This window comes from Bacillus cereus group sp. N11 (assembly GCF_016483605.1).
GTDB lineage: Bacteria > Bacillota > Bacilli > Bacillales > Bacillaceae_G > Bacillus_A > Bacillus_A toyonensis.
This window is the reverse complement of the sequence record NZ_JAEHBN010000019.1, coordinates 1-12,277: the sequence shown is the minus strand read 5'-3', so window position 1 is coordinate 12,277 and position 12,277 is coordinate 1. Positions and strand designations below refer to the sequence as shown.

Genomic DNA, 12,277 nt, shown 5'->3' with positions numbered 1-12,277 from the left:
TTTTCAATTACTAATATACAGAATAAACTGAAAAATAACCTTATAAATATTGCCCCTTCAAATGAAGAGGCATATTTATTAATAGTTATTATCGCTACCAAAGAAATCTTTGAACGATTGAATTGTTGTATCACGGTTTAATGCTGCGATTGAAGTTGTTAATGGAATACCTTTCGGACATGATTGCACACAGTTTTGAGAGTTACCACAGTTTGCAAGCCCTCCATCTCCCATAATTGCACGTAAGCGATCTGCTTTGTGCATTTCACCTGTTGGATGCGAGTTGAATAAACGAGCTTGTGATAACGGTGCTGGTCCAATAAAGTCAGATTTACTGTTTACGTTTGGACATGATTCTAAGCAAACACCACATGTCATACATTTTGAAAGCTCATAAGCCCATTGACGTTTCTTCTCCGGCATTCTTGGTCCTGGACCTAGGTCATACGTACCATCGATTGGAATCCAAGCCTTAACGCGTTTTAATGCGTTAAACATACGACTACGGTCAACTTGTAAATCACGTACAACCGGGAATGTCTTCATCGGTTTTAAGCGAATTGGCTGTTCTAATTGATCAATAAGCGCTGTACATGATTGACGTGGTTTTCCGTTAATAACCATCGAGCAAGCGCCACATACTTCCTCTAAACAGTTCATATCCCATGCAATCGGAGTTGTTTGGTTCCCTTTTGAATCAACAGGATTACGGCGAATTTCCATAAGTGCCGAAATAATATTCATATTTGGACGATATGGAATTTCAAACTCTTGGTCAAACTCTTGTGCATCTGGTCCATCTTGTCTCGTAATGATGAGGCGGATTGTTTTCTCAGACATGTTGCTTATCCCCCTTCTCTTCACCCTTAGCAGCTACATCATGTTTTGAAGAATAGTCACGTTTACGTGGTTTAATTAATGAAACATCCACTTCTTCGTAATGGAATGCTGGTGCATTTCCTTCTCCCTCAAATTTTGCCATTGTAGTTTTTAAGAAGTTTGCATCATCACGATTTGGGAATTCCGGTTTGTAATGCGCTCCGCGGCTTTCATTACGGTTATATGCCCCAATTGTAATAACACGAGCTAGCTCAAACATATTTGCAAGTTGACGTGTAAATGAAGCACCCTGGTTACTCCATCTTGCTGTATCGTTAATGTTAATGCGTTTGTAACGCGCCATTAACTCTTCAATTTTTGCATCTGTTTCTAATAACTTTTTATTTTCACGAACTACTGTAACGTTATCTGTCATCCATTCTCCCAGCTCTTTGTGAAGAACATATGCATTTTCGTTACCATCAAGCGTTAAAATATTGTTAAATTTCTCTGTTTCGATTAATTCATTTTGCTCATATACACTAGATGAAACAGCATCAGATGATTTAGAAAGACCTTTCATATACTCAATTGCGTTCGGTCCTGCTACCATACCACCGTAAATTGCTGATAATAGTGAGTTCGCACCAAGGCGGTTACCACCGTGCATAGAATAATCGCACTCACCTGCTGCAAATAAACCTGGAATGCTTGTCATTTGCTTATAATCAACCCATAGCCCGCCCATTGAATAGTGAACCGCTGGGAAGATTTTCATTGGTAGTTTACGAGGATCATCTCCTGTAAACTTCTCATAGATTTCAATAATTCCACCAAGTTTAATATCTAGTTCTTTCGGATCTTTATGAGAAAGATCTAGGTACACCATGTTTTCACCGTTAATACCTAGTTTTTGCTCTACGCAAACATCAAAGATTTCACGCGTTGCAATATCACGAGGTACAAGGTTTCCGTAAGCAGGATATTTCTCTTCTAAGAAGTACCATGGCTTACCATCTTTATATGTCCAAACACGCCCACCTTCACCACGTGCAGATTCACTCATAAGACGTAACTTATCGTCTCCAGGAATTGCCGTTGGATGGATTTGAATAAACTCACCGTTCGCATAATATGCACCTTGTTGATATACAGCAGACGCTGCTGTACCTGTATTGATAATAGAGTTAGTTGATTTTCCAAAGATGATACCAGGGCCCCCTGTTGCCATAATCACGGCATCAGCTTGGAAACTTTTAATCTCCATAGTTTGTAAGTCTTGTGCAACGATTCCTCGGCACACACCTTCATCATCAACAACAGCTCGCAAGAAATCCCAACCTTCATATTTCGTTACAAGTCCTGCTACTTCGTGACGACGTACTTGCTCATCTAATGCGTATAGTAATTGCTGTCCAGTTGTTGCACCAGCAAATGCTGTACGGTGATGTTGTGTTCCACCAAAACGACGGAAATCAAGAAGTCCTTCTTCCGTACGGTTGAACATAACACCCATACGGTCCATTAAATGAATAATACCAGGTGCTGCTTCACACATTGCTTTAACTGGTGGTTGGTTCGCTAAGAAATCCCCACCATAAATTGTATCGTCAAAGTGGATCCATGGAGAATCCCCTTCACCTTTCGTATTTACGGCACCGTTAATTCCGCCCTGAGCACATACAGAATGTGAACGTTTTACTGGTACTAATGAAAACAGTTCAACATTTACTCCTGCTTCTGCCGCTTTAATCGTTGCCATTAAGCCAGCCAAGCCACCGCCGACTACTATAAGTTTCCCTTTCATGCTCTCCCACTCCTTACTGGTTTGCTAGCTGTGGATCGATGAACGCTAATAATGCACTCACACCTACATAAGATAGACCTAAGAAAATAGCTAATGTTACATAAGTAGAGATTCTTTGTGAACGTGGAGACACTGTAATTCCCCAGCTAATGCAGAATGTCCATAGTCCATTTGCAAAGTGGAAAATTGTTGAAACAACACCAACTAAATAGAATGCAAACATAGCTGGATTGTTTAAAATATCTGCCATCATATCGTAGTTTACCTCTTTACCTAACATTGCTTGAATACGAGTTTCCCAGACATGCCAAGAAATGAAAATCAGCGTAACGATACCTGAAATTCGTTGGAAGACGAACATCCAGTTACGGAAATAACCGTAAGATACCGCATTGTTCTTAGCTGTAAATGCAATATATAAGCCATATATAGCATGGTACAGTATAGGTAAAAAGATGATGAAAATTTCTAGCGCATACCGGAATGGAAGGAGCTCCATAAAGCCTGCAGCTTTGTTAAAAGCCTCTGCTCCTCTTGTTGCAAAGTTGTTTACAATTAGATGTTGCGTCAAAAAGACACCAACCGGGATGACCCCCATTAATGAGTGCCACTTACGAAACGTATACTCGCGGCCTTTCATGTCCCCATTACCCCCTTGAATGTTTGACTGCTGTTTTCAGATTAATTTACAACAATAATGTTTTTTCACTATTGGCATAAGAAAAACTGAAAAAATTATTCGAAATATTTCAGCATAATTTGATACCAAGTTCATTTTACTCCTATTTTTGTCGAAGCGTCAAGAAAACGTATACATAATTTGCATATAATTTGCCAATTCTTTTTTTCTTCTTATATATTCAGATTTTCCTAAAGAAAAATCTGTTTTTATAAATGAGAAATGTTATATAATAAGCCCTATAGAAAGAGGGGAATATTGTGAGCAAAAATACAATCGATATAACATCTTTAGAAGATGTTTCATTGAACGCCTTCGCTTATGAATTGCTACGTGAAGAATTACTACCTGATTTAATTGGTAACGATTTAGATGGTATTTTATACTGGTCCGGTAGAAACCTTGCAAGAAAATATCCGCTAGAAACAATTGAAGAAGTCATTCAGTTCTTTGAAAAAGCTGGTTGGGGCACTTTAAGTATTATTGAGCATAAACGTCGTGAAATGCAGTTCCAACTTAAAGGCACTCTCATTGCTGAACGTCAAAAACAAAACAGACATTCTTCTTATCAATTAGAAGCTGGATTCATTGCTGAGCAAATTCAGAAGCAACGAAACGTCGTAGCAGAGTCATACAAAGAAAAGAAAAAACGTTCAGACTCTATTACATTTCTTGTGAAATGGGATATAAAAGATCTCATTGAAGTGTAGCCTTACCTACAGTCAACTAGACATATAAGTTTAGTTGACTTTTTTGTATTTTCATTCAGATGCGTTTATTTTAAATCTTCAGAAATTATACCAAAAAACAGAAGACGTTGTAAACTACAACGTCTTCTTATCTGTTAAATACGTATAAATTGTTTCTGCGACATTTTTCGGCATACCCGCTTCGACAAATTCTGCTACAGAAGCTTCTTTCATCTTCTTTAATGAACCAAAATGTTTTAACAATACCTTTTTCCGTTTATCACCGATTCCTGGAATATCGTCCAGTGCTGATTGAATGACAGATTTCCCGTGTAATTGACGATGGAATGTAATCGCAAATCGATGCACTTCATCTTGAATGCGCTGCAATAAATAAAATTCTTGGCTATTCCTCTCAAGTATCACCGGTTCAGGTGGATCCCCAATAATTAAATGGGATGTTTTATGTTTGTCATCTTTTACAAGGCCTGCCATCGGAATATATAACCCAAGCTCATTTTCTAGAACATCACTTACAGCTGCCAGATGACCTTTTCCCCCGTCAATAATGATTAAATCTGGTAATGGTAAATTCTCTTTAAGCGCCCTTGTATAACGGCGCCTCACAACTTCTCTCATAGACTCATAATCATCTGGTCCTTGAACCGTTTTAATTTTATATTTCCTGTACTCTTTCTTCGCTGGTTTCCCATCGATAAAAGCAATCATTGCAGAAACGGGATTTGTTCCTTGAATATTTGAGTTATCAAACGCTTCAATACGATACGGTGTTTCAATCCCGAGCTGCTTTCCTAACTGATCTACAGCTTTAATCGTTCGCTCTTCATCACGTTCAATTAAGTAGAATTTCTCTTCAAGTGCAATTTTCGCATTTTTATTTGCTAATTCTACAAGATCTTTTTTCTTACCACGTTTCGGCTGCGTCGCTTCAACTTCTAAAAAGCGCTCTACTAATTCTGAGTCTATACTTCCTGGAACAACAATTTCTTTCGGTTTAAAATGACTGCTGTTTTCATAAAATTGACCGATAAACGTTAAAAATCCCTCTTCTGGTTCATCATAGATTGGAAACATAGAAACATCACGTTCAATTAGCTTTCCTTTTCGAACGAAGAAAACTTGAACGCACATCCATCCTTTATCAACTGCATATCCAAATACATCACGGTCCACTAAGTCACTCATAATCATCTTTTGTTTTTCCATAATTGCATCTATATGAGCAATTTGATCTCGCAATTCTTTCGCACGTTCAAATTCTAGTTTCTCTGAAGCCTCATACATCTTTGTTTCTAATTCTGAACGAATTTCTTTATGTCCACCATTTAAAAACTTAATAATTTCATCCACAATTTCTTTATTTTGTTCTTCCGTCACTTCTTTCACACAGGGTGCTAAACATTGGCCCATATGATAATATAAACACACTTTATCGGGCATGTTTGAGCATTTGCGAAGCGGATACATGCGATCTAATAGTTTTTTCGTTTCATGAGCTGATTGTGCATTCGGATAAGGGCCAAAATACTTTCCTTTATCCTTTTTTACGTTACGCGTAATGAGTAAGCGCGGCTGTTTTTCAGCGGTAATTTTAATAAAAGGATATGTTTTATCATCTTTTAATTGAATATTATATTTTGGATCATACTTTTTTATTAAATTTAACTCTAAAATAAGAGCCTCCAAATTTGAAGAGGTTACGATATATTCAAAATCTACAATTTCTCCTACAAGCCGAAGTGTTTTCCCATCATGCGAACCAGTAAAGTACGAGCGCACACGATTTTTTAACACTTTTGCCTTCCCGACATATATAACCGTTCCTTGCTTATCTTTCATTAAATAACAACCAGGTTGATCTGGTAAAATAGCCAATTTCTCTTTCAAATGTTCGTGCACTCGCCTACCTCCATTTCTACATGCTTATCATTGCAAATTCAAAATAAAAACATACAATGACAAAACACCCAACATACGTTCTTTTATTGTAACGGAAAGGTTTAAAAAAGGAAAATAAAAAAAGCTACCAAATGGTAGCTTCTTTCTTTTAGAAGTGTTTAGAAACTAATTCTACTAACGCTTCTTTCGGTTTGTAACCTAACGCTTGATCAACTACTTTACCGTCTTTTAATACGAAAAGAGCTGGAATGCTCATTACTTCAAATTGACGAGCGGTTTCTTGGTTTTCATCAACGTCTACTTTTACTACTTTTACTTTTTCACCTAGTTCTGAATCGATTTCCTCTAATACAGGAGCGATCATTTTACAAGGTCCACACCAAGGTGCCCAGAAATCTAATAATACAACACCTTCGCTAGTTTCAGCTGCGAAGCTTTGGTCATTTGCGTTTATAATTGCCATTTTATTTCCTCCTTCAAGTATATTCTACCAAGAGTATATCATTAACTTATATACGTGGCGAATAATATGTATCGTTATGTATTGTAACAAAAAAATGTTCCTTTATACTATATAAAAATATGGATGAAATACTAAAAAGGTGAGGGACAGGGGATCCCTCACCTTTTTCTATATATAGGGGTACTTCACTTGGAACTCAAGGGTACTCAAATCATGAATGTACTTTTAACTTTTTAAACTCTTCTGTTAAAAGAGGTAAAACTTCGAATAAGTCACCAACAATACCATAGTCAGCTACTTTGAAAATACTTGCTTCTGGATCTTTATTAATTGCAACGATTATTTTTGAGTTAGACATACCAGCTAAATGCTGAATCGCACCAGAAATACCGCATGCAATGTATAGATCTGGCGTAACGACTTTACCCGTTTGACCAATTTGTAATGAGTAATCGCAATACTCAGCGTCACAAGCACCACGAGATGCTCCAACAGCGCCGCCTAGTACATCAGCTAACTCTTTTAATGGCTTAAATCCATCTTCACTCTTCACACCACGTCCGCCAGCGATAATAACTTTCGCTTCTGAAAGATCAACGCCTTCTGCAGTTTTACGGACAACATCTTGAATAATTGTACGTAAATCTTTCACATCTACTGTAATAGAAGACACGTCACCTGTGCGAGACTCGTCTTTTTCAAGAGTTGCAATGTTATTTGGACGCACTGTCGCAAATAAGATACCATCTGTTACAATCTTCTTCTCAAACGCTTTACCAGAGTAAATCGGACGAGTGAAGATAACATTTCCACCTTCAACTTCTAAAGCAGTTACATCAGAAATTAGACCAGCTTCAAGTTTCGCTGCTAATTTTGGTGATAAATCTTTACCAAGTGCTGTATGTCCAAATACGATACCTTCTGGCTTTTCTTCAGCATATACAGCTAAAAACGCTTGTGCGTAACCATCAGATGTATATGATTTTAATTTATCATTTTCAACTGTCACAACGCGATCTGCACCGTAATGAATCAATTCATTTGCAAAAGAGGCAACGCTGTCTCCAACTAGAAGACCTACCACTTCACCGCCTTCTGCAATTGTTTTTGCTGCTGCTACCGCTTCAAACGAAACGTTACGTAGCGATCCGTCACGAACTTCACCCATTACTAATACTTTACGAGCCATAGATTTTCCCTCCTGCATATATAATTTCGTATTTTATTAGATTACTTTCGCTTCTGTATGGAGCAACGATACAAGTTCTTTTACTTGATCTTGCAGCTCGCCTTGTAACACTTTTCCTGCATCTTTCTTAGGAGGCAAATAGATTTCAATTGTTTTTGTCTTTGCTTCCACATCATCTTCTTCTAAATCTAAATCATCTAATTCTACTTCTTCCAGTGGCTTTTTCTTCGCTTTCATAATACCTGGAAGCGATGGATAACGCGGTTCGTTTAAACCTTGTTGTGCTGTTACTAAAACTGGTAATGACGTTTCAATAACTTCTGTATCACCTTCAACGTCACGCTCAATCTTCACGTTTGTACCATCAATCTCAAGTTTTGTAATTGTCGTTACGTACGGAATATTTAGCGCTTCAGCTACGCGTGGACCAACTTGTCCAGATGCACCGTCAATCGCAACGTTTCCGCCTAAAATTAAATCTGCATCTTTATCTTTTAAATATTCAGCAAGTACTTTTGCTGTTGTAAACTGATCGCCATTTTCAACATCATCTTCAATATTAATTAATACCGCTTTATCACAGCCCATCGCTAATGCTGTACGAAGTTCTTTCTCACTATCTTCGCCACCAACTGTTACGACAGTAACTTCTCCACCTTGTGCGTCTCTTACTTGAATTGCTTCTTCAATCGCATATTCATCGTAAGGGTTGATGATGAATTCCGCTTCGCCATCGTAAATTGCACCGTTTTTAATTACGATTTTTTCTTCTGTATCAAATGTTCGTTTCATGAGTACGTAGATGTTCATTCCATTTACCCCCTTATTTTTTCAGAAAGATTCTATCAATTTTAAAATTCTGTTAATTTATATTAAAAAAATAATTGAACTACCTACCACTAAACGAAGGCTTACGTTTTTCTAAAAACGCTGCTACACCTTCTCTTCCATCTTCACTCGTAAATACTTCACCGAAGATTTGAGCTTCGCGCTGTACACCTTCGTAATAATGAGACGATTTTGTCGTTTGCAATAACTCTAACACAGCACGAGTTGTTGCTAGACTTTTTCCAGCAATTTGTTTTGCAACTTTAAGTGTATCGTCTAAAAGTGTTTCTTCAGAAAACACTCCGTTAACAAGTCCCCATTTTAATGCTTCTGCACCAGTAATTGGTGTACTCGTTAACATCATTTCACAAGCTTTCGCTTTCCCAACATAACGTGGTAAGCGCTGTGTACCTGCAAAACCAGGAATTAATCCAAGTGTTAATTCAGGTAAACCAAGTTTTGCACTTTCAGTTACAAAGCGCATGTGGCAAGACATAGCAAACTCAAGGCCGCCGCCAAGTGCCGCTCCATGAATTGCCGCGATAACTGGTTTTGAACATTTTTCAACACGCTCAAATGTAACTTGTCCAAGCTGTGCTAATTCTGTCGCTTGCTTCGCTTCAGTAACAGATGTAAATTCTTTAATATCTGCTCCAGCTGAGAAGAAGCGCCCTTCACCGTGAATAACAACAACACGAATGTTATCATCCTTCTCCACTTGATCAATTAACTCAGTAACGTCATGCATAACTTGTGAAGACATCGCATTCGCTGGCCCGTGATTTAACGTCGCCACCGCAATATGGTCTTCAACTCTTACAGATAGGAATTTCAACATGATCCCTCCCATTATTGACGATAACCACAAGCCGCAATAAGTAGCCCATGTACCGTTTTTGAAAGTGCGACCAGATCATACTTATGATCGCTCATTACCCAATTGGTCACAACTTCATCTACTGTTCCAAAGATCATTTGTCTTGCCACACGAACATTTAAGTCCGCCTGAAACTCACCTTGCTTTATACCTGTCTCTAAAATTTCATCCATAACTTGTAAGTAGCCTTTTAATACTTCATTTATTTTAAGGCGCAAGTCTTGATTGGACTGTCTTAGCTCTAATTGCGTAACGATAGCAAGAGGATCATTTTGTGATAACAGCAAGAAGTGCGTTTCTACCAACATGAATAACTTCGCTACAGCGCTTTCAATTCCTGCTGTTTTTTGACGAATTGTTTCAACAAATTCTCCCATCTTCTCTTGGAATAAGGATATTAATATATCTTCTTTATTTTTAAAATATAAATAAATCGTACCATCAGCTACCCCAGCTTGCTTTGCAATTTTAGAAACTTGCGCTTGATGGTATCCATTCTCTGCAATCACAATGACTGCCGCATCAATAATTTGATTGTATTTCGGTCTATTTTTCTTCACTTTACTGTCCCCTTCAAGAAGATGACTGAATGAATAGTCATTCATATTCTTATAATACTGACTATTTAGAAAAGTGTCAATCCTATTTTTTCAAAAAGAAAGGGCCTTAGCCCGTTTGCTCATCCTCATTCTTTCTCTTCTCTTCATCTATTAGGACGCGGCGCAAAATTTTCCCTACTGTCGTTTTCGGCAATTCATCTCTAAACTCGTATACTTTCGGTACTTTATAAGCCGCTAAATATTTACGTGCAAACTGATCTAATTCCTCTTCAGAACATTCAGCGCCTTCTTTCAAAACAACAAATGCTTTTACAGTTTCCCCTCTGTACGGATCAGGAACACCGATCGTCACTACTTCTTGCACCTTTTCGTGTTCATATAACACTTCTTCTACTTCACGAGGATATACGTTAAAACCGCTAGCAACAATCATATCTTTCTTACGATCTTTCACATAGAAAAAGCCATCCTCATCCATGTATCCTACATCACCTGTATGAAGCCAGCCATCTTGCAATACAGCCGCCGTTTCTTCTGGCTTATTCCAATACCCTTTCATAATTTGTGGGCCTTTAACAACTATTTCACCGATTTCACCTGGAGGTAATGCCTCTCCTGTTTCAAGTGACATGATGATTGACTCCGTATCTGGCCACGGTACCCCAATACTTCCTGGCACACGTTTTTCCCACAAGAAATTCCCATGTGTAACGGGTGATGACTCCGTTAATCCATAACCTTCTACCAGTTTACCACCTGTAACGCTCTCAAACTCCTCCTGTACTTCTACAGGAAGCGGTGCAGAGCCACTAATACAAGCCTGAATAGAAGAAATATCATATTCTTTTAAAAGAGGGCTATTTAATAGAGCAATATAAATGGTCGGCGCTCCTGGAAATAGTGTAACTTTATGTTTTTTAATTGCTTCAAAAACCATTTTCATATCAAACTTCGGAATAAGCACCATTTTATACCCTTGCATAATACTTAAATTCATTACAGCTGTCATTCCGTATACATGAAAAAACGGAAGGACACCAAGGATCACTTCTTCTCCCTCTTTACAATTATATAACCAATGTGCTCCCATTAAAGTGTTCGAAACGAGGTTTTTATGCGTCAGCATAACCCCTTTTGGAAATCCTGTCGTTCCCCCCGTATACTGCAAAAGAGCTAGATCATTTTCAGGATCACAGGGAACCTCAACATCAGCAGTACTTTCCCTTTCTACTGATTTCCATAGATGAATCGTTTCGCTTTCCGACACATTCACAACAAGATTCGCCTGCTTTTTTTGTACAAATGGATAAAGTAAATTTTTAGGGAATGGTAAGAAATCTGCAATACGAGTTACGATAATGTGCTCCAGCTTTGTGGCATTTTGAACATTAGTAACTCTCGGAAACACTAAATCAAGGCAAAGAATGACTTTTGCCCCAGAGTCATGAAGTTGGTACTCAAGCTCTCTTTCTGTATAAAGAGGATTCGTTTGTACTACAATCCCCCCCGCAAGCAAAGTACCATAATAACCGATTACAGATTGCGGACAATTCGGCAACATAATCGCAACTCTATCTCCCTTTTCAACACCAAGCCTTTGCAGATAATTCGCAAACTTCTTTACCTTTTCATGGAAATCTGAAAATGTAACATCTTTACCTAAAAAATGAAGCGCTTTCTTTTCTGGATAACGAGAAGCTATTTTCTCTAAATATCCATGAAGTGGCTGAATATCATAAGAAATAGTACTAGGAATTTCCTCTGGATAACTTTTCAACCAAGGTTTTTCCACCTTCATTCCCCCTTCAAATACATAAAAAATAAATGAATGTTCATTCATGATGGTTGTTTTCATTATATTATAGTCATAACAACGTTACAATCATAATATTCTGACTTTTATATAACTATGCTTTACCTCATTAACTTCTTATTATATGTACAAACTCTCTTACTCTTAAAAGAGTAAGAGAGTTATTATTTAACTTAGTCTTATAATTGTTAATACCGCTCCTGGAGTAGTCGTTGATAACGTCGCAACAGCTAACAAGCCAAATAATTGCAAACTAATTGCACTCCCCGCCGCAAGAGTCGTAATAATTGTTGCACTAAACGATGTGGTTGCTACTGCAGGGGAATTGATCGTCCCAGCAAGCGGTGTCCCATTAATTGTAATTCGCGAACTGACTAATAATGAAGCCGTTATATTAATCGAATATGAAATATAATAATTCCCTGCATTTGCAGCCGTAAATACTGTGTTCCCCCCAGACACTGTAATACCTGGACCGATATTCTGATTGTTTGGAAGCGGGACATTTGTTCCACCAAGTAATACCGATATTGCTGTACCCGACGTATTATTTGCAAATGCGTATGTTGCCGTTATACTTGTGCCGGTTGCTCCTGTTGGGCCTGTATCACCGGTTGCCCCCGTTGGACCTGT

Annotated in this window: 12 protein-coding genes; 1 reads left to right on the top strand and 11 read right to left on the bottom strand. The window is 38.0% G+C overall.

What is annotated here, in order from left to right:
* Positions 1-78: 78 nt before the first annotated feature.
* Genes sdhB through sdhC form a run of 3 tightly spaced genes read right to left on the bottom strand, consistent with a single transcriptional unit; the run spans position 79 to position 3,266 of the window.
* The gene (gene sdhB / locus JDS98_RS24430) at positions 79-840 is read right to left on the bottom strand and encodes a succinate dehydrogenase iron-sulfur subunit (protein ID WP_001291830.1); all 762 of its coding nucleotides are present in this window, start codon (positions 838-840) and stop codon (positions 79-81) included.
* Positions 833-2,626, bottom strand: a complete 1,794-nt coding sequence (sdhA, locus tag JDS98_RS24425) for a succinate dehydrogenase flavoprotein subunit (RefSeq protein ID WP_000676745.1) — start codon at positions 2,624-2,626, stop codon at positions 833-835. The genes sdhB and sdhA overlap by 8 nt, the downstream gene beginning before the upstream one ends.
* A gap of 13 nt (positions 2,627-2,639) precedes the next feature.
* Positions 2,640-3,266: a succinate dehydrogenase cytochrome B558 gene (gene sdhC, locus JDS98_RS24420; protein WP_000678354.1), complete on the bottom strand. Its 627-nt coding sequence runs from the start codon at positions 3,264-3,266 to the stop codon at positions 2,640-2,642.
* A 299-nt stretch (positions 3,267-3,565) separates the two neighbouring features.
* Between sdhC and JDS98_RS24415 the strand changes: the two genes are divergently transcribed.
* Positions 3,566-4,015: a YslB family protein gene (locus tag JDS98_RS24415; protein WP_199634443.1), complete on the top strand. Its 450-nt coding sequence runs from the start codon at positions 3,566-3,568 to the stop codon at positions 4,013-4,015.
* A 114-nt stretch (positions 4,016-4,129) separates the two neighbouring features.
* Here JDS98_RS24415 and uvrC read toward each other — a convergent pair whose 3' ends face one another.
* The 8 genes from uvrC to JDS98_RS24375 all read right to left on the bottom strand — a co-directional run.
* Complete coding sequence (gene uvrC, locus JDS98_RS24410; protein ID WP_000544286.1) at positions 4,130-5,914, bottom strand: excinuclease ABC subunit C; 1,785 nt, start codon at positions 5,912-5,914, stop codon at positions 4,130-4,132.
* 148 nt (positions 5,915-6,062) lie between these two features.
* Complete coding sequence (gene trxA / locus JDS98_RS24405) at positions 6,063-6,377, bottom strand: thioredoxin (protein WP_000974757.1); 315 nt, start codon at positions 6,375-6,377, stop codon at positions 6,063-6,065.
* 211 nt (positions 6,378-6,588) lie between these two features.
* On the bottom strand, positions 6,589-7,566 hold the full coding sequence (gene etfA / locus JDS98_RS24400; RefSeq protein ID WP_000101960.1) for an electron transfer flavoprotein subunit alpha: 978 nt from the start codon (positions 7,564-7,566) through the stop codon (positions 6,589-6,591).
* Between the two features lie 36 nt (positions 7,567-7,602).
* Positions 7,603-8,376 carry an electron transfer flavoprotein subunit beta gene (gene etfB / locus JDS98_RS24395; protein ID WP_001029031.1) on the bottom strand — a complete coding sequence of 258 codons (774 nt, stop codon included), beginning with the start codon at positions 8,374-8,376 and terminating at the stop codon, positions 7,603-7,605.
* Between the two features lie 79 nt (positions 8,377-8,455).
* Entirely contained in the window at positions 8,456-9,232 is a 777-nt protein-coding gene (locus JDS98_RS24390; protein ID WP_000911298.1) for an enoyl-CoA hydratase, read from the bottom strand.
* Between the two features lie 11 nt (positions 9,233-9,243).
* Positions 9,244-9,831 carry a TetR/AcrR family transcriptional regulator gene (locus JDS98_RS24385; protein WP_000742218.1) on the bottom strand — a complete coding sequence of 196 codons (588 nt, stop codon included), beginning with the start codon at positions 9,829-9,831 and terminating at the stop codon, positions 9,244-9,246.
* Between the two features lie 106 nt (positions 9,832-9,937).
* Positions 9,938-11,623, bottom strand: a complete 1,686-nt coding sequence (locus tag JDS98_RS24380; protein WP_199634442.1) for a long-chain-fatty-acid--CoA ligase — start codon at positions 11,621-11,623, stop codon at positions 9,938-9,940.
* A gap of 189 nt (positions 11,624-11,812) precedes the next feature.
* The coding region (locus JDS98_RS24375) for a BclA C-terminal domain-containing protein (protein WP_472926320.1) at positions 11,813-12,277 on the bottom strand (465 nt) is incomplete at its 5' end.

Coding starts and splice junctions, on each gene's coding strand:
- etfA (WP_000101960.1), bottom strand. CDS start 7,566: ATGGCTCGTAAAGTATTAGTAATGGGTGAAGTTCGTGACGGATCGCTA.
- trxA (WP_000974757.1), bottom strand. CDS start 6,377: ATGGCAATTATAAACGCAAATGACCAAAGCTTCGCAGCTGAAACTAGC.
- sdhA (WP_000676745.1), bottom strand. CDS start 2,626: ATGAAAGGGAAACTTATAGTAGTCGGCGGTGGCTTGGCTGGCTTAATG.
- sdhC (WP_000678354.1), bottom strand. CDS start 3,266: ATGAAAGGCCGCGAGTATACGTTTCGTAAGTGGCACTCATTAATGGGG.
- JDS98_RS24390 (WP_000911298.1), bottom strand. CDS start 9,232: ATGTTGAAATTCCTATCTGTAAGAGTTGAAGACCATATTGCGGTGGCG.
- sdhB (WP_001291830.1), bottom strand. CDS start 840: ATGTCTGAGAAAACAATCCGCCTCATCATTACGAGACAAGATGGACCA.
- etfB (WP_001029031.1), bottom strand. CDS start 8,376: ATGAACATCTACGTACTCATGAAACGAACATTTGATACAGAAGAAAAA.